This is a genomic window from Pseudomonas sp. P1_A1 (assembly GCF_056406935.1).
Genome location: NZ_JBFTZE010000010.1, coordinates 69,033 through 90,915, shown reverse-complemented (window position 1 = coordinate 90,915; position 21,883 = coordinate 69,033). Strand labels below are relative to the sequence as shown.

The 21,883-nt window shown below is 60.1% G+C and carries 21 protein-coding genes; 13 read left to right on the top strand and 8 right to left on the bottom strand.

From position 1 onward, the window contains the following. Positions 1-281 precede the first annotated feature (281 nt). Genes AC1D2Q_RS16625 through AC1D2Q_RS16615 form a run of 3 tightly spaced genes read left to right on the top strand, consistent with a single transcriptional unit; the run spans position 282 to position 5,203 of the window. The gene (locus AC1D2Q_RS16625) at positions 282-1,640 is read left to right on the top strand and encodes a TolC family outer membrane protein (protein ID WP_019648053.1); all 1,359 of its coding nucleotides are present in this window, start codon (positions 282-284) and stop codon (positions 1,638-1,640) included. A 26-nt stretch (positions 1,641-1,666) separates the two neighbouring features. Beyond that, entirely contained in the window at positions 1,667-3,826 is a 2,160-nt protein-coding gene (locus AC1D2Q_RS16620) for a type I secretion system permease/ATPase (RefSeq protein WP_477813889.1), read from the top strand. Positions 3,827-3,835: 9 nt separating this feature from the next. After that, positions 3,836-5,203 carry an HlyD family type I secretion periplasmic adaptor subunit gene (locus tag AC1D2Q_RS16615; protein ID WP_477813888.1) on the top strand — a complete coding sequence of 456 codons (1,368 nt, stop codon included), beginning with the start codon at positions 3,836-3,838 and terminating at the stop codon, positions 5,201-5,203. A gap of 68 nt (positions 5,204-5,271) precedes the next feature. Here the strand turns inward: AC1D2Q_RS16615 and AC1D2Q_RS16610 are convergent, their stop codons facing one another. Together AC1D2Q_RS16610 and AC1D2Q_RS16605 are read right to left on the bottom strand one after the other, a co-directional pair. Next, positions 5,272-5,868: a tRNA-uridine aminocarboxypropyltransferase gene (locus AC1D2Q_RS16610; protein WP_477813887.1), complete on the bottom strand. Its 597-nt coding sequence runs from the start codon at positions 5,866-5,868 to the stop codon at positions 5,272-5,274. Between the two features lie 4 nt (positions 5,869-5,872). Next, positions 5,873-6,766: a LysR family transcriptional regulator gene (locus AC1D2Q_RS16605; protein WP_007938472.1), complete on the bottom strand. Its 894-nt coding sequence runs from the start codon at positions 6,764-6,766 to the stop codon at positions 5,873-5,875. Between the two features lie 303 nt (positions 6,767-7,069). Here AC1D2Q_RS16605 and speB point away from each other — a divergent pair, with 303 nt between their 5' ends. From speB to AC1D2Q_RS16575, 6 genes are all read left to right on the top strand, one after another. Further along, positions 7,070-8,020: an agmatinase gene (gene speB, locus AC1D2Q_RS16600; RefSeq protein ID WP_007942156.1), complete on the top strand. Its 951-nt coding sequence runs from the start codon at positions 7,070-7,072 to the stop codon at positions 8,018-8,020. Positions 8,021-8,029: 9 nt separating this feature from the next. Continuing rightward, complete coding sequence (locus AC1D2Q_RS16595; RefSeq protein WP_105339914.1) at positions 8,030-8,452, top strand: YybH family protein; 423 nt, start codon at positions 8,030-8,032, stop codon at positions 8,450-8,452. A 51-nt stretch (positions 8,453-8,503) separates the two neighbouring features. Further along, entirely contained in the window at positions 8,504-10,015 is a 1,512-nt protein-coding gene (locus tag AC1D2Q_RS16590) for a purine-cytosine permease family protein (protein WP_477743406.1), read from the top strand. Positions 10,016-10,114: 99 nt separating this feature from the next. Then, positions 10,115-11,494 (top strand): sodium:solute symporter family protein, encoded by a 1,380-nt coding sequence (locus tag AC1D2Q_RS16585; protein ID WP_007942152.1) that lies wholly within the window; start codon positions 10,115-10,117, stop codon positions 11,492-11,494. Positions 11,495-11,578: 84 nt separating this feature from the next. Further along, positions 11,579-12,304, top strand: coding sequence for an MBL fold metallo-hydrolase (locus AC1D2Q_RS16580; protein WP_477813886.1), 726 nt, complete (start codon positions 11,579-11,581; stop codon positions 12,302-12,304). Positions 12,305-12,357: 53 nt separating this feature from the next. Then, the gene (locus tag AC1D2Q_RS16575) at positions 12,358-12,609 is read left to right on the top strand and encodes an acyl carrier protein (protein WP_026286702.1); all 252 of its coding nucleotides are present in this window, start codon (positions 12,358-12,360) and stop codon (positions 12,607-12,609) included. 127 nt (positions 12,610-12,736) lie between these two features. On the opposite strand, the gene AC1D2Q_RS16570 is transcribed toward AC1D2Q_RS16575, so the two are convergent. Both AC1D2Q_RS16570 and ptrR read right to left on the bottom strand, forming a co-directional pair. Further along, positions 12,737-12,865, bottom strand: coding sequence for a PA1414 family protein (locus AC1D2Q_RS16570; RefSeq protein ID WP_007914492.1), 129 nt, complete (start codon positions 12,863-12,865; stop codon positions 12,737-12,739). Between the two features lie 140 nt (positions 12,866-13,005). Further along, entirely contained in the window at positions 13,006-13,899 is an 894-nt protein-coding gene (ptrR, locus tag AC1D2Q_RS16565) for a putrescine utilization regulator PtrR (RefSeq protein WP_477813885.1), read from the bottom strand. 104 nt (positions 13,900-14,003) lie between these two features. Here ptrR and AC1D2Q_RS16560 point away from each other — a divergent pair, with 104 nt between their 5' ends. Continuing rightward, positions 14,004-15,194 (top strand): MFS transporter, encoded by a 1,191-nt coding sequence (locus AC1D2Q_RS16560; protein ID WP_477813884.1) that lies wholly within the window; start codon positions 14,004-14,006, stop codon positions 15,192-15,194. Here the strand turns inward: AC1D2Q_RS16560 and AC1D2Q_RS16555 are convergent. The 3 genes from AC1D2Q_RS16555 to AC1D2Q_RS16545 form a co-directional block, all read right to left on the bottom strand. Then, on the bottom strand, positions 15,130-16,062 hold the full coding sequence (locus AC1D2Q_RS16555; RefSeq protein WP_477813883.1) for a DMT family transporter: 933 nt from the start codon (positions 16,060-16,062) through the stop codon (positions 15,130-15,132). The genes AC1D2Q_RS16560 and AC1D2Q_RS16555 overlap by 65 nt on opposite strands. 165 nt (positions 16,063-16,227) lie before the next feature. Further along, complete coding sequence (locus tag AC1D2Q_RS16550; protein ID WP_477813882.1) at positions 16,228-17,673, bottom strand: NCS1 family nucleobase:cation symporter-1; 1,446 nt, start codon at positions 17,671-17,673, stop codon at positions 16,228-16,230. Positions 17,674-18,007: 334 nt separating this feature from the next. Then, positions 18,008-18,844, bottom strand: a complete 837-nt coding sequence (locus AC1D2Q_RS16545) for a CvfB family protein (protein WP_030131899.1) — start codon at positions 18,842-18,844, stop codon at positions 18,008-18,010. Between the two features lie 351 nt (positions 18,845-19,195). Here AC1D2Q_RS16545 and AC1D2Q_RS16540 point away from each other — a divergent pair, with 351 nt between their 5' ends. The 3 genes from AC1D2Q_RS16540 (at position 19,196) to AC1D2Q_RS16530 (ending at position 21,245) form a co-directional block, all read left to right on the top strand. Next, positions 19,196-19,384, top strand: coding sequence for a hypothetical protein (locus tag AC1D2Q_RS16540; RefSeq protein ID WP_017337097.1), 189 nt, complete (start codon positions 19,196-19,198; stop codon positions 19,382-19,384). A gap of 209 nt (positions 19,385-19,593) precedes the next feature. Next, entirely contained in the window at positions 19,594-20,310 is a 717-nt protein-coding gene (locus AC1D2Q_RS16535; RefSeq protein ID WP_477813881.1) for a TorF family putative porin, read from the top strand. 65 nt (positions 20,311-20,375) lie between these two features. Beyond that, positions 20,376-21,245 (top strand): DUF6279 family lipoprotein, encoded by an 870-nt coding sequence (locus AC1D2Q_RS16530; RefSeq protein WP_477813880.1) that lies wholly within the window; start codon positions 20,376-20,378, stop codon positions 21,243-21,245. Between the two features lie 124 nt (positions 21,246-21,369). Here AC1D2Q_RS16530 and AC1D2Q_RS16525 read toward each other — a convergent pair whose 3' ends face one another. Beyond that, positions 21,370-21,762, bottom strand: a complete 393-nt coding sequence (locus AC1D2Q_RS16525) for a transcriptional regulator (protein ID WP_477813879.1) — start codon at positions 21,760-21,762, stop codon at positions 21,370-21,372. Positions 21,763-21,883: the final 121 nt, after the last annotated feature.

Sequence of the window (21,883 nt, the reverse complement as noted above, 5' to 3'; positions counted from 1 at the left end):
CCAGCACTTCTTCGCCCTGTGTCGAAAAGTGAATGGAACTTTCCTAAACCCTGTTGACGCTCCCGAAAGCTAATAAAACAAAGGCTTTCGCATTGAACAATGTGCTGGATTTCTCAGGGCGCATAAGTTTTTTTTGGCATAGCCCTTATGAAAAATTTTTCTTAGCTACGCTTCAGGATGTTCTTAGCTCTGTTGTTACAGGCATGAAACGGTTTCACCTAAAAATATCGTCAAAAAAATGGCGACCGCTAAGCACCATCAGGAATCAGGGAGATGCACCCATGCGCGTTTTAACCCCCCTTTGCAGTGCGATTCTGCTGGCCATGGCCTGCGCTTCTCAGGCTCAGGCGATGTCATTGACCGAGGCGATCCAGAGCACCATTGCGACCCACCCGGAACTGGCGTCTCGGGTCGATGCCCGGCTCTCGGCCGACGAGCAGATTAAAGTCGCTAAAGGGGGCTTTTATCCATCGGTGGATTTGAACGCCGCCTACGGGCGCGGCTACAGCGATAACACCACCACCCGGTCGCGGGGCAATCACAACACCGAAATCCTCACCTACACCCAGTCGGAACTGCGTCTGCGGCAGATGCTGTTCGACGGTTTCAACACCGCCAACGAGGTCGCGCGCACCAAAGGCGTGTCCAACTCGCGGGCCTATTACGCTCAAGGCACCGCTCAGGACCTGGCCCTGCGCACCATCGAGGTGTACCTCGAAGTGCTCAAGCGCCGCGAACTGGTGACCCTGGCCAAGAACAATCTGCAAGCGCACATGCGGGTCAACGATCAGATCGGCCTGCGTACCCAGCGTGGGATCGGCAGCAACGCCGACGCCGACCAGTCCACCGCTCGCCGGGCACTGGCGCAAAACAACCTCGACACAGCCGAAGTCGATCTGGCCGATGCCGAAGCGAATTTCTACAGCGTCGTGGGGCGCATGCCCGATGAACTCGAAGCCCCGCCGTCGACCCGCGGCGAACTGCCCGCCACCCTGCCCGAAGCCCAGCAGAGCATGGTGGAAAACAACCCGTACCTGAAATCCGCGCAGGCTGACGTGCAATCGGCCGAGAGCCAGTACGAAGTTGCCAAGTCGCCGTTCTACCCACGCTTCGATGCCGAAGCAGCGGTGGGCGCCAATAACAATGTGCAGGGCGATCAAGGCCACGACAACGAATGGCGAGTGGGCGTGGTGATGAACTACAACCTGTTCCGTGGCGGCAGCGACAAGGCCCGGTTGGCCTCCGATGCGCACCAGATCAACCAGGCGATGGACATCCGCAACAACGCTTTGCGCCAGCTCAACGAGAACATCCACCTGGCCTGGAACGCCATGCAAAACGCCAAGAAACAAACCCCGACCGCCCGCGAGTACGCCGAAACCACCACCCGTGTGCGGGCGGCGTATCAGGATCAGTTCGGCCTCGGCCAACGGACCCTGCTCGACTTGCTCGACAGTGAAAACGAGCTCTACAACGCCAACCGCCGCTACACCGAAGTGCGCTACACCGAGGAGTTCTCGATGTACCGCGTTCTGGCGAACATGGGCCAGTTGTTGAGCAAGCAACGGGTGGTGCTGCCCGCCGATGCGATCGCCGCCACCGAAGTGAAAAACGAAGCGCGCTTGCCTGAACTCAAATGAAGTAACGCCGTGTAGGAGCGATCAATGTGACCAGCATGGAAACCGGCAACACGGGTGTCGATCCGCGTCTGAGCTTCGATGATCCGCTTCTGGACGGCCTGTTGATTCTCTGCAAACTCCACGGCGCGACGGTCAGTCGCGCCAGCCTGAGTGCCGGGCTGCCAATGGCACACCAACGTTTGAGCCTGGACCTGCTGCCGCGCGCAGCGGCCCGGGCCAGTTTGCAGGCGCGGGTGCTGCGCCGTGAACTGGCGGATATTTGCGCGCTCAACCTGCCGGTGATGCTGATCCTCAACCATGGCCGCTGCGCGGTCTTGCGCCGGTGGGGCGACGATGGTCAGGCGCTGATTCTGCCCAGCGAAGCCGACGGCGGAGAACAGTGGGTCAGCACGGACGAGCTGGCCGCCAGCTATAGCGGCCAGGCCTTGTTCGCCCGGCCACGGCATGAACTCGAAGACTTGCGCGCACCGTTGGTGCCGCGGGTCGAGGCGTGGTTTCGCGACACGCTGAAGCTGTCGAAATGGCTGTACAGCGATGCGATTCTGGCGAGTTTCCTGATCAACCTGCTGGGCCTGATGGTGCCGTTGTTCGTGATGCAGACCTACGACCGGGTGGTGCCGAACCAGGCCACTTCAACCTTGTGGGTGCTGTCGATCGGCTTGCTGATCGGCACCGGTTTTGAACTGGTGCTGCGGGTGGTTCGTGCGCATTTGCTGGACACCGCCGGGAAGAAAACCGACGTGATTCTTTCGGCGACCCTGTTCGAACGCATCACCGGCATGGCGATGAAGGCGCGACCGGCGACCATCGGTGGTTTCGCCCAGAGCATTCATGATTTTCAGGGCCTGCGGGAGTTTCTCACCGCCGTCACGCTGACCAGCCTGATCGACATGCCCTTCGCGGTGCTGATGCTGGTAGTGATCGGCCTGCTCGGCGGCTGGCTAGTGGTGATTCCAGTGCTGGCCTTCCCCATCACGATCCTCTTCGCCATGGTGATTCAGGCGCGCCTGCGCGACACCGTGCAGAAGAGTCTGAGCCTCGGCGCCGAGCGCCAGGCCCTGCTGATCGAAACCCTCGGCGGCCTGGAAACCCTCAAGGCCTGCAGCGCTGAAAGCGAGCGCCAACACAAATGGGAAAGCACCCACGGCGCCCTCACCCGCCTCGACAGCCATGCACGCAACCTCTCGGCGCTGGCCACCAACGGCACGCTGTTCATTCAGCAGTTCTCTGGCATGGCGACCATCGTCGCCGGGGTCTACAGCATCATCGCCGGCAACCTCAGCGTCGGTGCGCTGGTGGCGAGCTACATGCTCGGCAGTCGCGTGCTCGCGCCGTTGGGGCAGATCGCCGGGCTGATCACCCGTTACCAGCAAGCGCAACTGACCATGAAAAGCACCGATTCGCTGATGTCATTGCCGCAAGAGCGCGACGCCAGGCAGCGGCCGCTGGAGCGCACGCAACTGCAAGGCGCCCTGGACTTCAGCGGCGTAACGTTCCACTACAACGGCCAGAACGCGCCGGCCCTGGCCAACGTCAGCTTCAGCATGAAGCCCGGCGAACGGATCGGCATCATCGGCCGCAGCGGTTCGGGCAAAAGCACGCTGGCGCGGCTGGTGATGGGGTTCTACGCGCCGGAAGAAGGCCAGTTGCTGCTCGATGGCCTGGACCTGCGGCAACTGGACGTCGCCGACCTGCGTCAACAGATCGGCTACGTCGCCCACGACCTGCCGTTGCTGGCCGGCAGCCTGCGCGACAACCTGACCCTCGGCGCACGCTACATCAGCGATGCCCGGATGCTCGAAGTCGCTGAACTGACCGGCGTGACTGAACTGGCGCGTCAGCATCCACAAGGTTTTGACCGACCAGTAGGCGAGCGCGGTCAGTTGCTGTCGGGTGGGCAACGGCAAGCGGTGTTGCTGGCGCGGGCCTTGTTGCTCGATCCGCCAATCATGCTGCTCGACGAACCCACCAGCGCCATGGACAACAGCAGCGAAGACCTTCTACGGCAGAAACTCCACGGCTGGGTCCAGGGCAAAACCGTGCTGCTGGTCACCCACCGTACCTCGATGCTCAGCCTGGTGGATCGGCTGGTGGTGCTGGACAACGGGCGGATCGTCGCCGACGGCCCGAAAGAAGCGGTGATCGATGCATTGCGCAAGGGCCGTGTTGGCTCTGCGACGGTTTAGGAGTTGCCCATGGCTGGTTCATCGTCAGCAACATCAAAAGACAGGGGCTACTTCGGCAGTTTCAGCAAAAGCGCCGAAAGCGAATTCATGCCGGAAACCGCCGGTGCCTCGTTGCAGGATTCGCCGCGCTGGTCGCGGATCACCGTGTGGCTGGCGGCGGCACTGCTGATCAGCGCGCTGGTCTGGGCCAAATTCGCCGTGTTGCAGGAAGTCACCATGGGCGAAGGCAAGGCGATTCCGTCGAGCAAGATACAGGTGATCCAGAACCTGGAAGGCGGCATTGTCACCGAGATTTTCGTGCGCGAAGGGCAAATGGTGAACAAGGGCGACACCTTACTGCGCCTGGATGACACACGATTCCTGTCGAACAAGGGCGAAAGCGAAGCGGATCGCTATGCCTTGATCGCGCAGGTCGAACGATTGTCCGCCGAAGCGGAAGGCCGGCCGTTCAAGCTGTCCCCGGAAGTCATCGCCAAGGCGCCGCAAGTGGCCGAGGACGAACGCTCGCTGTACGAACAACGCCAGCGCCGACTGGCCAGCGAACAGCGCACGCTGACTGAACAGCTTCGGCAAAAAACCCAGGAGCTGGCGGAGTTCCGTTCCAAACAGGGGCAGTTCAGTTCCAGCCTGGCGCTGCTGCAACAAGAGATGAACATGTCGGCGCCGCTGGTGGGCACCGGGGCGGTGTCGCCGGTGGAAATCCTGCGGCTCAAACGCAGCGCGGTGGAAATCCGCGGCTCGTTGAACGCCACGACCCTGGCGATTCCCCGGGCGGAATCGGCGATCAATGAGATCAAAAGCAAGATCGACGAGTCCGAACAATCCTTCCGCTCGGACGCGGCGAAAGAGCTGAACGAGAAACGCACCGACCTGTCGAAAATCACCGCCACGAGCATTGCCATCGACGACCGGGTAACGCGCACCACCGTGGTGTCGCCGGTTCACGGCATCATCAAAGTGCTGAAGGTCAATACCATCGGCGGCGTGGTTCAGCCGGGCAGCGACATGGTGGAAATCGTGCCCGTGGAGGACAACCTGCTGATCGAAGCCAAGGTCCGCCCTCAAGACGTGGCGTTCCTGCACCCGGGCCAGAAAGCCATGGTCAAGTTCAGCGCTTATGACTACACGATTTATGGGGGGTTGAGTGCCAGGCTTGAGTTGATCGGGGCGGACACCATTACCGATGACAAGGGCAACAGTTTCTATCTGATTCAGGTCAGGACCGACAAGAATCACCTGGGCGGGGACGTGAAACCGCTACTGATCATTCCGGGGATGGTGGCGACGGTGGACATTATTACCGGGGAGAAAAGCGTGCTGGATTACCTGCTTAAACCGGTGTTGAAGGCACGGACCGAGGCGATGCGGGAACGCTAAGTCTCACGCTGTCCCTGTTGTGTGATCATTCCCACGCTTTGCGTGGGAACGATCACATCACACGCTCACTATTTCGGCCCATGATTACGCTGAAAAACCGCCTCCCCCATCGCCGCGATCTGCCCCTCGATCAACGCCTCGAACGGCTTTAATAACGGCTCGAAACTGCTCGGTGCTTCGAGGGTCTGCAACGCCTGCACAATCGCCTCCACCGTCGACAACGCCCCAGGCCCCGGCGCTTTGCGCAAGCGATAACGGGACACCCCGCCCTCGGCCAGGGTCACTCTGGGCAACGCCGCCAGCAACGGATTGAGGTGCAGCATTTTGCGTGCCTTGCGCCAGGTGCCGTCCGGAACCACCAGCAGCAGCGGCTTATCACTCGCGGTGTACGCCTGCATCGGCTGCGCATCTTCACCGGGAAACAGCAGCCGCGCCTGATAGCCCGGCTGATGCAACAACGCCGGCAAATCCTCAAACACCTCGCCCACGATCAACTCGGCATTCTTGAGCCCCAACGCCGCCAGCCGCGCGGTGTTCAGTGCATGGTTCACTTCACTCGGATGCTGCAACAGCAACACCCGCGTGCGGCTATCCAGGCTTGGGATCAGTGGGCACAGACAATGAGTTTGCGGACGCAGGCAGCGCGGGCACTGGATTCTGGACATATTCTTAAGCCTGATTGAGCTGTGCTTTGAGCAAATCACGGAAAGTCTGGATCAACGGTTCGCGGCTACGGCCACGGCGCACGATCATCGAAAACGGTGCCTGATAACCGAACGTTGCCGGCAGCAGCACGCGCAAATCCCCCTTGTCGGCCCAGGCCTGAGCGTAGTGCTCCGGCAGGTAACCGATGTAGGCGCCGGACAGCACCAGAATCAATTGGGCCTCCATACTTTCCACGGTCGCCGCGCTGTGTTTGAAACCATGACGCGCCAGTTCGGCCTGGCTCCAATAGCCGCGACCGACCATGCGTTGCTGGGTGATGACCTGCTCGGGGATGCGCCGCTCGTTGAACAGCGGATGACGGCTGCTGCAATACAGCCAGTGCTGTTCGCGGTAGAGCGGCATGTACACCAGACCGCTCATGCGCGTGGAAAAGGCACCGATGGCCAGGTCGAGGCGGTTGTCCTGCACGCCGAGTTGCAGTTCGTAGGGGCTCATGACCGACAGATGCAAGTGCACCGCCGGGTGCTCCTGGCTGTAGGCACCGATGGCTTCGGCGAATGGCAAGGCTTTGTCGCTGACGGTGGAATCGATCACCCCCAGGTTCAACGTGCCGCGCAGTTCGCCTTTGAGGGCGGCGGCGTATTGTTCGAAACCTTCGAGTTCGGCCAACAGGCGCAGGGTTTCCTGATGGAACAGCTCGCCCTTGCTGGTCAGGCTGAAACCACCGCGCCCGCGATGGCAGAGCACCAGGCCGAGCGCCGCTTCGAGCTGGCTCATATAGGTGCTGATGGCCGACGTCGAGAGATTGAGCTCGTGCTGGGCGTTGGCGAACCCCTGATGGCGGACCACGCTGACGAAGATGCGCAATAGTTTCAGGTCGGGTAAAGCGTTGGCCATGGTTACTCCATAGATCGTTCCCACGCTCTGCGTGGGAATGCAGTCCGTGACGCTCTGCGTCACATGCACGAAACGGCTGGACGCGGAGCGTCCGTGGATGCATTCCCACGCAGAGCGTGGGAACGATCACGGGAAAGAGTCTATCGCCGCTGCTGCCATTAGTTTAGAAAAATCTGAACTAAGTATTTGCCCGTAGCGATTCTTCCCGGCCACTGCATTTCGCAGAATCGGCCCACAGCGGTGCCCGTCTCTCCCCGAGCGGCTTACCTGCATAAATAAAACAACGACGATGAGGCCTTACCCGTGGACAAGATTCTTCACCAACCACTGGGCGGCAATGAAATGCCGCGCTTCGGCGGCATCGCCACCATGCTGCGACTCCCCCATTTGCCCTCCGCTGCCGGCCTGGACGCTGCCTTTATCGGCATCCCGCTGGACATCGGCACGTCCCTGCGCCCCGGCACCCGCTTCGGGCCGCGTGAAATCCGCGCTGAATCGGTGATGATCCGCCCGTACAACATGGCTACCGGCGCTGCGCCGTTCGACTCGCTGTCGGTTGCCGACATCGGTGACGTGGCGATCAACACCTTCAACCTGCTGGACGCCGTGCGGATCATCGAAGAGGCCTACGACAATATCCTCGAGCACGATGTGATCCCCCTGACCCTGGGCGGCGACCACACCATCACCCTGCCGATCCTGCGTGCCATCCATAAAAAGCACGGCAAGGTCGGCCTGGTGCACATCGACGCTCACGCCGATGTGAACGATCACATGTTCGGCGAGAAAATCGCCCACGGCACCACCTTCCGTCGCGCTGTGGAAGAAGGTCTTCTGGATTGCGACCGTGTAGTGCAAATTGGCCTGCGGGCTCAGGGCTACACCGCCGATGACTTCAACTGGAGCCGCAATCAGGGCTTCCGCGTGGTTCAGGCCGAAGAATGCTGGCACAAGTCCCTGGCGCCGCTGATGGCCGAAGTGCGCGAGAAAGTCGGCGACGGTCCGGTGTACCTGAGTTTCGATATCGACGGCATCGATCCGGCCTGGGCACCTGGCACCGGCACCCCGGAAATCGGCGGTCTGACGACCATTCAGGCGATTGAAATCGTGCGCGGCTGCCAAGGCCTCGACCTGGTCGGCTGCGATTTGGTAGAAGTCTCGCCAGCGTACGACACCACCGGCAACACCTCGCTGCTGGGCGCCAACCTGCTGTACGAAATGCTCTGCGTACTGCCAGGCGTAGTCCATCGCTGAGGATCGGTCATGAACGAACGTGATCAGGTACTCAACGCCGCCGCCGAGCTGGTGTCGGCCTTTGCCCGTAACGATCGCGAAGCTTACTTCGGCGCATTCAGTGCCGATGCCAGCTTCGTGTTCTACACCCTCGAACAGCCTCTGCTGTCGCGCGATGCCTACCAGGCGCTGTGGGACAACTGGCGTGCCGAGGACGGCTTCGAGGTGCTGTCGTGCACCTCGAGCAACGCCTTCGTCAGCCTGCAGGGTGACGTGGCGATTTTCATCCATGACGTGGCCACCGAGCTGCGCATGCAAGGGGAGCAACACTTCAGCCAGGAGCGCGAGACGATTGTTTTCAAGAAACAGGCGTCTGGCCAAGAACAACAAGGCCTATGGCTGGCCTGCCACGAACATTTGTCCGCAATGCCGGAAGGGCTGCCACCCCCTTAGCCAAGGTGACGCTCACGCACGATGAGCGCGCCTTTATGATCGGAGCAGATCATGAATAACAACAACAAAGACCAAAGCCTTACGCAAATTGAAACCTACGGGGTCGAGCAGATCCCGGACAACGAACGCACCGCAGGCCCGACGGACTTGTTCCGGATGATCTTCGGCGGTTCCAACACCTTCGCCACCGCCGTGCTCGGCAGTTTCCCGGTACTGTTCGGCCTGTCTTTTCAGGCGGGCGTCTGGGCGATTGTGCTGGGCGTGTTGCTGGGCTCGCTGATCCTCGCGCCGATGGGCCTGTTCGGTCCACTCAATGGCACCAACAACGCCGTGTCGTCCGGTGCTCACTTCGGCGTGCACGGGCGGATCGTCGGTTCGTTCCTGTCGTTGCTGACCGCCATCGCCTTCTTCTCGCTCTCGGTATGGAGCTCGGGTGATGCGTTGATCGGTGGTGCGAAACGCCTGATCGGCCTGCCGGAAACCGACCTGACCCTGGGCCTGGCCTACGGTCTGTTCGCGATCCTGGTGCTGACGGTGTGCATCTACGGCTTCCGCTTCCTGCTGTGGGTCAACAAGATCGCCGTGTGGAGCGCCAGCCTGCTGTTTCTGCTGGGCGTCTTCGCCTTCGCCGGCCCTTTCGATGTGAACTACGCCGGCAGCGTCAGCCTCGGTCAACCGGGTTTCTGGGCGGCGTTCATCGGCGCTGCGCTGGTGGCCATGAGCAACCCGATTTCCTTCGGGGCGTTCCTCGGCGACTGGTCGCGCTACATCCCGCGTGACACCTCCAAGCGCCGGATCATGGCCGCCGTGGTGATCTCGCAGATCGCGACCTTCATCCCGTTCCTGTTCGGCCTGGCCACCGCCACCATCGTGGCGATCAAGGCACCGGACTACATCGCGGCCAACAACTACGTCGGCGGCCTGCTGGCGGTATCGCCGAGCTGGTTCTTCCTGCCGGTGTGCCTGATTGCGGTGATCGGCGGCATGTCCACCGGCACCACGTCGCTGTATGGCACCGGGCTGGACATGTCCAGTGTCTTTCCACGGGTCCTGTCGCGGGTTAAAGCGACGCTGCTGATCGGTGTGATGTCGATTGCCTTCATCTTCATCGGGCGCTTTGCGGCGAACCTGGTGCAGAGCGTGTCGACCTTCGCCGTGCTGATCATCACCTGCACCACCCCATGGATGGTGATCATGATCATCGGCCTGCTGGTGCGTCGCGGCTTCTACTGCCCGGATGACCTGCAAGTGTTCACCCGTGGCGAAAAAGGTGGCCGCTACTGGTTCACCCACGGCTGGAACTGGCGGGGCCTGGGGGCCTGGATCCCGAGTGCCGCGGTCGGTTTGTGCTTCGTGAACCTGCCGGGGCAGTTTGTCGGGCCGCTCGGAGATCTGGCCGGCGGGATCGACATCAGCCTGCCGGTAACCCTCGGCCTGGCCTCGCTGGTGTACCTGACGCTGCTGAGCCTGTTTCCGGAATCGCCTGCGGTGTTCGGCCCCAACGATGCACGCAGCAAGGGCACGGATTCGCTCGGTAAACCGGCGATGCGACAAGCCGCCTGATTCAACGCATTACCTGTGGTCCTCGCTCCCTCAGGGGCGATTTTCCACAGGGTTTGATTTTCGCCTCACCATAAAAAAAACAATCGGAGACACGCCATCATGGCTTTGGATTTATTCGTCGTTCTCATATACGCCGCCGCGATGCTGATGCTCGGCTATTACGGCATGCGCAAGGCCAAGACCAACGAAGACTTTTTGGTCGCCGGTCGCAACCTCGGCCCGAGCATGTACATGGGCACCATGGCCGCCACCGTTCTGGGCGGTGCGTCCACCGTCGGCACCGTGCGCCTGGGCTACGTCCATGGCATCTCCGGTTTCTGGCTGTGCGCGGCACTCGGCTGCGGGATCGTGGCGCTGAACCTGTTCCTCGCCAAACCGCTGTTGAAACTGAAAATCTATACCGTTACCCAAGTGCTGGAAAAACGCTACAACCCGATGGCCCGCTCCGCGAGCGCGGTGATCATGCTGGCGTATGCGCTGATGATCGGCGTAGTTTCGATCCTGGCAATCGGCACCGTGCTGCAAGTGCTGTTCGGCCTGCCGTTCTGGGTCTCGGTATTGCTCGGCGGTGGCGTGGTTGTGATCTACTCTGCGATCGGCGGCATGTGGTCCCTGACCTTGACCGACATCGTCCAGTTCGTGATCAAGACCGTCGGCCTGATGTTCATCCTGTTGCCGATCTGCCTGTACCGCGTTGGCGGCTGGGATGAATTGGTGTTGAAACTGCCGGCCACTGCCTTCAGCTTCACCACGATTGGCTGGGACACCATCATCACCTACTTCATGATCTACTTCTTCGGGATCCTGATCGGCCAAGACATCTGGCAGCGTGTGTTCACCGTCAAGAGCGCCAAAGTGGCTCAGGTCGCCGGTACCTTCGCAGGCTTCTACTGCATCCTTTACGGCCTGGCCTGCGCCCTGATCGGCATGGCCGCTCACGTGCTGATCCCGGACCTGGACAACGTCAACAACGCTTTCGCCGCCATCGTCAAACTGTCCCTGCCGGACGGTATCCGTGGTCTGGTGATCGCCGCGGCCCTGGCGGCCATGATGTCCACCGCCAGCGCCGGCCTGCTCGCCGCTGCCACCACACTGACCGAAGACCTGCTGCCAAAACTGCGTGGAGGCAAACAGTCGAGCCTGGGCATGAACCGCCTGTTCACCCTGTTGACCGGCATCGTCGTACTCGGCATCGCTCTGGTCGTACATGACGTGATCAGCGCGCTGACCCTGGCTTACAACCTGTTGGTGGGCGGCATGCTGATTCCGCTGATCGGCGCGATCTTCTGGAAACGTGCAACCACCGCCGGCGCTATCGCCAGCATGGGCCTGGGCTTTGCCACTGCGCTGTTGTTCATGATCAAGGACGGTATGGACGCCAACACTCCGATCTACTACAGCCTCGGCGTGGGCCTGGTGAGTTTCGTGGTGGTCAGCCTTCTGTCCCGTCGCCCGGCCGTAGTGGCGAGCGCTGCCTAAGATTTCTATAACGACCTGATGCTTTCTTCGGCGGGTGTGGCGTCGGTTGCCACACCCGTTTTTTTCGGCTGAAGGAAACTGTTTATGAAGATCGTCAGCCGTGATCAGTGGTTCGAGGTCAAACAGCTCAGCGACGGTATCCGCCTGATTCACGAGCCGTACATTCGGCCTTTTTACCGCTGCAACCTCTGGCACATTCAGGGCCGCAACAAGGACTTGCTGCTGGACAGCGGTTCCGGCCTGGTCAGCCTGCGCGAGCAATTGCCATGGCTCACCGAACGACCGCTGGTAGCGGTGGCCAGCCATTGCCATTTCGATCACATCGCGGGCCATCACGAGTTCCCCGAACGGCTGGTGCATCCGGCCGAAGCGCAGATCCTCGCCGAGCCCGACGGAGACAACACCCTGAGCAAGGCTTTCGTCGGTGACGACATGTTCGAGGCTCACCCCGACTGCCCATTGTGCTACGCCGAATACCGGGTCAAAGCCGCGCCGGCCACCGGTTTTATCGAAGACGGCGACGTGCTCGATCTCGGTAATCGGGTCCTGCAAGTGCTGCACACGCCGGGTCATTCACCCGGTGGCATCAGCCTGTATGAAGCGGCGACTGAAACCCTGTTCAGTGGCGACATCATCTACGACGGGCCGCTGATCGAAAACGCCTACCACTCCAACCTCGATGACTACGCCCGCAGCCTGCAACGCTTGCGCGCGATGCCGATCCGCACGGTGCACGGCGGGCATTTCGGGAGCTTTTCCGGGGAATATCTGCGCTCGATGATTGACGAGTGGCAGCGCCGACACGCCTGAAGCCTGCTGTACTCAGCGTCAGGGACCTCATAACGTTCTCGAAGAAGGATCTCATGACAAGAGCCGCCGTTCGTGCCGCCGTGCATCGTCGCATCCGCCGCCTGCTGGAAAACCAGGATGACTTCGACGACAACACCAACCTGATGCAGTTGGGATTGGACAAAGAGGATATTGAAGAGCTGATCTTCCGTCTGGAGGATCAGTTGGGGTTGACGGCGTTTACCGCCGAAGAAGACCGGATGCTCAAGACTGCCAGGACGGCGAATGACTTGACCCGGTTTTTGATTGAGATTGGGCGGTACTAACCGCCACACCTGATCAAACCTATGGACCGCCAGGATCGCAGCCTTCGGCAGCTCCTACAGGTGTACCCGCAATCGCAGCACAGGCACACTCCCGTAGGAGCTGCCGAAGGCTGCGATCTTTTAAGGTTTACCGGCGACGCTGCTGGCGGCGACGTTGTTCGTCGTCAGTGCGAATTGGCACCGGTTGCAGAGGCGGTTCAATCAAACCGAGTGCGACACCCAGGTCATGCAGCCAGTTTTGGATTTTCTCTTTCATGATGCCCCCCTTCAGGGTCGTGCCGAGCGGCCGAAGTTCTGTAGCCCCTTCGCACTGATAATAGTCCGAAGTCCTACGTAATGCTCGTCCAAGATCGCAATGATCTGTTACTGAATTGATCCAAATCCTTGGACGATGGTTCAAGCAATTGCCTGGGCCTGGACCGCTGTCGACGGATACACCGCCTGCTGTTGCTCGATCCACGCATTCAGATTGGCGCCGACCATGCCTTTGCGCCACATCAGCCAGGTGGTTGCGCTGGCGAACGGCTCGGCCAACGGGTGCACCGCCACGCTTTCGCGTCCCGGGAGGCTGGCGAGCATCGACTCCGACATCAGCGCCACGCCAGAGCCGGCAATCACGCAAGCGAGCATCCCGGGATAAGACTCGATCTCCATGGCCCGGCCCATGGCCGCATGGTCATGGGCAAACCAGGCTTCCAGGCGCATCCGGTAGGAGCAACCCTGGCGAAACGTGAACACCGAACGCCCTTCGACATCCAGCGCACTGCGCACCGGCGGATGAGCGGCTTCGCTGATCAACACCAACCGTTCGTCGCACAACGGCACGCCGTCGAGCCCGGCCAGTTCCAGCGGGCCGTCCACCAGCGCCGCATCGAGGCGCCCGGTGAGCAACCCTTCGAGCAGTTCACCGCTGGGGCCCGACTGCACTTGCAGGTTCACCGCCGGGTAGCGGCGGTGATAGCGCGCCAACAGCTCTGGCAGGTGAATCGCAGCGGTGCTGTACATCGTGCCCAGTACGAAATCCCCGGCCGGTTGCCCGCCCTGCACTGCCGCGTGGGCTTCGTCGTGCAAGGCGAACAGCTTGGCCGTGTAGTCCAACAGGACTTTTCCCGCAGGCGACAACTGCAAACGCTGACGCTCGCGTACGAACAATTCGACACCCAGTTGCTCTTCGAGTTGTTTAAGCCGGGTCGACAGGTTGGAGGGCACGCGATGCAGGCGTTCAGCGGCTCGTGTAATGGAGCCCTCTTCCGCCACCGCCTGGAAGATCCGCAATTGGCTGAATTCCACACCATTCTCCAAATCAGAACAAGTTTCTCACTATTATTCATTTTTAAAGAAAGTCAATCAGTCCTAGCCTGACGGTCATTGATCCTCGAAACGGAACTCAGACCATGTCCCCGCTGATTCGCTTAACCGCCAGCTTTGTCGCCCTGATGATGGCCATGGGCATCGGGCGTTTCGCCCTCACCCCACAACTGCCGCACTTGCTCAGCGAGGGTCAGATCGACCTGACCGCCGCCGGTCTGATTGCCGCCGCCAACTACCTTGGTTACTTCGTCGGCGCGGTGGACGCGATGTTCGCCCGTCGCCCAGATCAGGTTCGCAGGCGCCTGCTCGGCGGTTTGTGGTTGTGTGTATTGCTGACCCTGGCCTCATTCTGGGCCAACGGGTTCTGGTCGCATCTGGCGCTGCGTTTCGGTACGGGCGTGGCCAGTGCCTGGGTGCTGGTGATGATTACCGCGTTGAGCCAACCACTGGCAGCGGCGGCCGGTCGTCCACGGCTCGGCGCGCTGGTATTTGCCGGACCGGGTCTGGGGATTTTTCTGACAGGGTTGTTGGCCTTAGGCTCGAACCTGCTGGGGCAGACGTCCGCAACCTTGTGGCTGGTGTATGCCGCTGTCGGGCTGGTGATGCTGCTGGGGATTCTGCCGTTCCTGCCGCAGCCGGCCGCCCCTTCAACGCTGACATCGCCTGTCGCCACGCCGGGTACCCAAGGCGTCGGACGTTTACCGGTGATCTACGGTTTGTACGGTTTGGGCTACATCATCCCGGCCACTTTCCTCTCGCAAATGGCCAGCGCGCAGTTCCACGGGCAATGGCAAGCCGATCTGTTCTGGCCGTGCTTTGGCCTGGCGGCGGCAACCGGGGTCGTGTTGGTAAGCCTGCGTCGGCACAACCCGAACGCAACTCGTCATTGGCTGATGGCGACGCTATGGCTACAGGCCGCCGGTGTGTTTGCTTGCCTGTTGGGCAGCGGTGCCGGCCTGGCACTGGGGGTGATCCTGTGTGGCGGGCCGTTCCTGGCCTGCATGCAACTAGTGATGCAGCGCTCCCGGGAACTGGCGCCCCACGCCACCCAGCGTAACGCCGGGCTGCTGACCGCGTGCTTCGCCGTGGGTCAGCTCAGCGGGCCATTGCTAGCCGCGTTGAGCAGCCATTTCAGCGGTGGCTTGCAACCCGCGCTGGTGATCGCCGGCGGCGGTTTTATCATTGCCGCAGGTTTGCTGCTGCGCCCGATCAGGATTGCCCAAGTGCTTTGCGCAAACGACGGCGCACCCACTGCTCTGCGCTCACAAAAGTGATCCCGAGCAGAACCAGCACCGCGCCGATCACAAAGTTCAGGCTCAGCTCTTCACCCAGCAGCACCACGCCGAACGTGACGCCGAACAACGGCGTCATGAACGAAAACACCGCGAGGTTCGCCGCCAGGTAACGGCGCAGTAGCCAGAACCACGTCAGGTAGCTGAAGAACGACACCACCAATCCCTGAAACAGCACGCTGGCCACCGCCACCGTGGTCAGGCTGACATGGGTGACCTGGCCGCTGAGGATCGCGATCAGCAGCAGGCCGACGAAGCCGACGATCAGTTGATAAAACAGCGTCAGGGTCACCGGCGCTTCCGACAGGCGCGAGGCGCGCACCACCACGGTGGTCGCGCCCCACGACGCGCCGGCCAGCACACCCAGGGCATCGCCCAGCAACATGCGGTGGTCAAGGTTGTCCCAGGACACACCACCGGCAAACGCAATGGCAATGCCGACGAAGGCGAGAAAAATCCCCAGCCACTGCACCGGCCTTAAGCGCTCGCTCGGCAGCAGCCAGTGCACGCCCAACGCGGTAAAGATCGGCGCGGTGTAGAGAAACACTGACATGTGCGCCGCCGTGGTCAGTTGCAGACCTTCGGCAATGAAGAAGAACTCCAGGCCAAACAGCGCGCCGGCCAGCAAACCGCCGCGCCAGGTAGCGCCGACCTGATCCCAGCCGCCCTTCCAGCAGATCAGCAATCCTACAAGCAACGCGGAAATACCCGACCGCCCCGCCGCCTGCATGACCGGCGCGATGTCGGGCGCGGCCCATTTGATCATCACCTGCTGCACACCCCAGATGAGGCATAGCCCGACCATCACTTGCAGGGCAAACCCATCGGCGCTACGCCGGGTGGCGCTCACCGGAACACCTCGACAACACAATCCATGGCAGTGACTCGACAGTAAAAGCAAAGCCCCGGCCCTCCTGCTGAACAGAGGGCGCTAGGGCGAAAAATTATGCTGTCGATTATTAACCAGATGGACAGAAAAAGGTGTCTGCAAAAGACCTTTAAATCGCCACGTACGTCATCCAGCGATGACCAGCGCCGCCGATTGTTGTGCCTGCTCGCGCCTGGCCAGTGCGAAATACAGGACGCCGCCGAGGAAGCAGCCGGTGAACCAGGCGAAGTTGGCCATCGGCTGCAACACCGGGATGAAAGTGATCGCAACACCCATCAGGGTGGCAGGAATCAACGCCTTGACCGCTGTCCAGTTGATCCCGCCACTGTAGTAATAACGCCCGCTCGGGCCGTCATTGAACAGCGCATCGACATCGATCTGCTGTTTTTTGATCAGGTAGTAATCCACCAGCAGAATCCCGAACAGCGGGCCAATGAACGCTGCCAGCACGTCGAGGGTGTAGTGAATCACTTCGGGGTTGTTGAACAGGTTCCACGGGGTGATGAAGATCGACGCCATGGCGGCGATCATGCCACCCGCACGCCAACTGATTTTGCTTGGGGCGACGTTGGCGAAGTCGAACGCCGGGGACACGAAGTTGGCGACGATGTTGATGCCGACGGTCGCGGTAACGAAGGCAAAGGCGCCGAGCAGCACCGCCACGCTGTTGTCGATGCGCGCCACGGTAGCGATCGGGTCGTGAAGCATTTCACCAAACACCGGCAAGGTGCCGGAAACGATCACCACGGTCACCAGCGAGAACGCCAGAAAGTTTACCGGCAGCCCCCAGAAATTGCCGCGACGCACGTCGTTCATGCTGCGGCAGTAGCGACTGAAATCGCCGAAGTTCAGGGTCGGACCGGAAAAGTACGACACCACCAACGCCGTTGCCACGATCACCTGGCCGAAGGCTTCCCAGCCAGACAGGGATTTCTCCGCCAGGGTGAAGCTGATGTTGCTCCAGCCGGCCTGCCAGACGATCCAGCCGGCGAGCAGGAACATCACGCCGTACACCACCGGGCCGGCCCAGTCGATGAAGCGGCGGATCGACTCCATGCCGGTCCAGAACACCAGCGCCTGGACGAACCACAGGCTAAGGAAACCGAACCAGCCGAGGTAGGACAAACCGGCAAAGTGCGGTTCGGCGTAGGCCGCCATCGCAGGAAAAAAGCGCAGCACGACGATGATCAGTGCACTGGACGCCAGATACGTCTGAATCCCGTACCAGGCCACCGCAATCAGGCCGCGAATAACCGCAGGAATATTCGCCCCGAACACCCCGAACGCCAGTCGGCAGATCACCGGGTAAGGCACTGCGGCTTGCTGACTCGGCTTGGCCACCAGGTTGGCGATCAACTGCACGATGCAAATCCCGCCGAGCAAGGCAATCAACACCTGCCAACTCGCCAGCCCAAGCGCAAACAGGCTGGCGGCGAATACATAGCCGCCGACGCTGTGCACGTCGCTCATCCAGAAGGCAAAGATGTTGTACCAATTCCATGTCTGCGGCAGTGGCCCCAGGTCCTGGTTATACAGGCGCGGGCTGTAGCCATTGGGCAATTGTTCGGTCATCGCGGGGCTCCTCGAAAGTACAGGCGCGGCCCCCGAGATGGGTGTGGCGAGCACACTGCGTACGGGAGCTGGCATAGTTTGTATACGAGTTACTACGCAGAATGCGTGCCATATGATCTAAAGGTGTGACAAATCTGGCTTTAAGCCCTGTTCAGAGCAAAGCCTTCAAGACGTATAGGGGGTGATAACGCCCATGAACAGGGCGTCCGCGCCTAAAAACGGTGCAGGGTGTTATGTATACAAAGAGATAGGTGAATGCTGCGCAGAAGGCTACCGTAGGCTGGATCCTTTTTTGATCACAACCTGCGGTAGCGCCTACCGGGGCCGGTGCAGGTCAGCTGAGTTCGATACGATCAGCGTGAATGACGATCTGGCCGTTCTTGTACAAGGCGCCTATGGCCTTTTTGAAGTTGCCCTTGCTGACGCCGAACATACTGCTGATCAGCGTCGGATCGCTCTTGTCGCTGACCGGCAGGGTGCCGTTGTTGTCGCGCAACTTGGCGAGAATCTTCGAGTTCAAACTGGTGGCGGCTTCTTCGCCCACCGGTTGCAGGCTCAGGCTGATCTTGCCGTCGGCGCGGACTTCTTTGATAAAGCCCTTCTCTTCTTTACCGGCGCGCATGAACTTGAAGATTTCGTTCTTGTGGATCAGACCCCAGTGCTTGTTGTTGATGATTGCCTTGAAGCCCATATCGGTCGCTTCGGCCACCAGCAAATCAACTTCCTGGCCCGGGGTGTAGTTGGCCGGGGTCTTGTCCAGGTAACGGTCCAGACGCGCCGTCGCGGTGATGCGCCGGGTGTGTTTGTCGAGGTAGACGTGCACCACGACATACTCGCCGGCCGTCATCTGGCGTTTCTCTTCGGAATACGGCAGTAGCAGGTCCTTCGGCAAACCCCAATCCAGGAACACGCCGATGCTGTTGACTTCAACGACTTTCAAACTGGCGAATTCACCGACCTGAACTTTCGGCTTTTCGGTTGTAGCGATAAGTTTGTCATCGCTGTCCAGATAAATAAAAACGTTGAGCCAGTCTTCATCTTCGCTGGGAATATCTTTGGGAATATAACGATTAGGCAGAAGGATTTCGCCGTCCGCGCCACCGTCCAGATATAAACCGAAGTTAGTATGTTTAACCACTTGCAAACTGTTGTAGCGCCCGACTAAAGCCATGTCCAATACCCTCATTGCGTGGGCGGCATTCTACCCGGTTTTGCGGGCGGCGTTCGGCGGGCCGGCTCGGTGGCGCGAGAAAATCCGCGCAAGGCCCTAATTTCCCTGGGTTTGGCGGGCGTGTTTGGCCGCTCGTCAGGCCGTTCGGGTGGTCTGGACGGTGGCCAGCCCATCCGAAAAGCACTATTTCTCCACTGAGGTTTTTAGTTAAAACAGCAGCTTAGGGGACTATTCCAAATAATAACTTGCGATTATTCGCGCACCTGCCGTGTGTATTTCGGGAGGATATTTACCAAGCAATTGTCAAGTATTTCCTGTACGATGCCTGGCCAAGTTAATTTCTACAGGTTAATGGCCGCCATGCGTGTAAAAGCATCCAACAGCAAAGCAAAGCCAGCTCCAGCCGTTGAAACCAGCGAATCGATCAACAATCAGATCGCTGCGTTCCTCAAGTCCGGTGGCGAGATCCAGCAAATTGCCAAAGGCGTCAGCGGCCAGACGTTCGGCCCGTCCAAGCAGATCACGCTGGGCAAAAAGTAATTCCCCCGCTTTAACTGGTCCCTAAGCGCTTTGAGCTTCGAAGCGCTTGGACTGGAACCCTCCAGCAACACCCCATAAAACAAATCAATATTTCAACAATCGACGAACGGCCCTCGATGCCGAACATTCGCCGGTATGCTTGCACGTGTCTGGATCAAGCGTTTCAGCAGGTTTTCACCACCTGCTCCTCGCAGCTCATGGAGTGACGCATGCTCAAGCCCCCTTTTCTCCTGCTCGCCAGCCTGTTGTGGTGTTCGGTCGCCCATGCGCAAGTCTTCCAGCGCGAATTGGGCGACTTCGATCTCAAACTCGCCACCACCCCCAGCCGCAGTATGGCCCAAGGGTTGGTCAAACCCTCGACAACCGGCTCGTTCCACGGTGGCCTCGACCTGAGCCACGACAGCGGCTTCTACGTGGGCCAATGGTCCCCCAGCATGGGGCTTAGTCCTTCGAGCAACCTTGAAGTCGATTCCTACATGGGTTTTAAACAGCCCTTCGATCACTCCCTCGGCTACGAAGTGGGCATGATCCATTACAGCTATCCCAAAGTGGATACCCTCGACAGCCAGGAGTTGTTCGGCGGCCTGACCCTGCTGGGCAGCCGCTTCGGCGCTGCCTTCAGCAACGACCCAGACAAACAGAACAGCACCCTGTTCGCCGACCTCAGTGGCAATCAGCCGTTCGGCATCGGGGTCAGCCTGAAATACACCACTCACCAGCTCAATACGCCGGTGTCCGTTGACGGTGGATATGTAGGCAGTTTTACCGACTGGTCGGTGAAATTGTCCCGACCGTTCATGGGTATCGACCTGGACTTGATCTACAGTGACTCAAGCCTGAGCGGCAGCGATTGCTCCGCCTATTCCGGCCACAATAGCGAGTGCGATGGCCTGGTCACCCTCAAGGCCGCACGCGCCTTCTATTAATCGGCTGAACTGACAGGCTCGTCCTGCGTTCACATAAAAAAACCAGGTCTTCGCAAGGGCTTGCCATGTCGCATTGGTTGAAACAGATCACCGTCATCCTCACGCTCAGCCTCACCATCGCCGCCTGCACCCGCGTGGGCCTGGCTTACCGCAACCTCGACGTGATCATTCCCTGGACGCTCAGCGACTACCTGGACATGAACCACCAGCAAAAAGACTGGTTGAACGAGCGGCTCAAAGAACACCTGCGCTGGCACTGCACCACGCAACTACCCGGCTACCTCGACTGGCTGAATCGTTTACAGACCATGATCGAGACCAATCAGATCACCGACGCCGCGCTGCAAGCCCGCACCCAGGAAGCCAAACAAGCCATCGCCGAAACCGCCCGGGAAATCACCCCATCGGCCATCGAACTGCTGCAAGGGCTGGATGACAAGCAAGTTGCGGAAATGAACGACGCTTTCGCCAAGGACCAGCGCAAACGCCAGGAGGACTACCTCAACCCACCTCTCGAGCAACAGATCAAAGAGCGAAGCAAGCGCATGGAAAAACGCCTGAATGCCTGGCTCGGACCGCTCAGCCCAACCCAACAGCAACGGGTGATGGCCTGGTCGAACGCCCTGGGGGATCAGAACAAGGAATGGATTGCCAACCGCGTCCATTGGCAACAGCAATTCAGCGCGGCGGTCGCGCAACGTCAGAGTCCGCAATTCCCACAGCAAATCGAGACGCTTCTGGTTGATCGCGAGAGTTTATGGACCCCCGCTTACCGTGTGGCCTATGCCAACACCGAAGCCCAGGCTCGGGCGTTGCTGGTGGACTTAATGGCCGAGAGCACGCCTGCTCAGCGTGAACGGTTGCTGCAGAAGATTGCGGGGATGCGCAAGGATTTCACTGATTTGAAATGCCTGAAAGCGGCGCATCGAGGTTAGAAGATTAAAAGATCGCAGCCTTCGGCAGCTCCTGCATGGGAAGCGCATACACCGTGAGACATCGGGTGGACACAAATTCTGTAGGAGCTGCCGAAGGCTGCGATCTTTTGCGATCACCACAAAATCAGGCAATCTGCGCCTTCGACGCCACCTCATCAAACGTCAGCTCATCCAGCGCATCGTCCTGCTCATCCAGCACCTGCCGTGGATGTTGATTCCCCGGAATGCTGCTGTCGATCAGGCTCAATAAACTCGAGCCCCGAGGCGTCAAAATGTAGTTCGCGCCATTGCCGCCCTGATCCGTCGGCCGAGGCTCGATATAACCTCGTCCCAACAGTAACTTTTCGTACTCGCCAGCGACCGTTTTCAGGTGATCCAGGTTCTCAATCGCCTCACCGGCAGCCGCTTTCTCCGCCGCATACTGCTCGGCATAGGGCCGTGGGGTGAAACTGTGGCCAGCGCTGTTCTGCGCTTCATGCAGCAAGCGTTCCATCAAATCCCAGTTATAAGTCGTCATCCTGATCCAACCTCCAAGCCCGAGAGTGAAATGTCCTTCATAGGTTGTGACCGACCGGGAGGGCAGCCGTTCAGCCGAGGTATTTCGCCTTACCGACCGGCGGCCTGTCGATTTGAGCGCA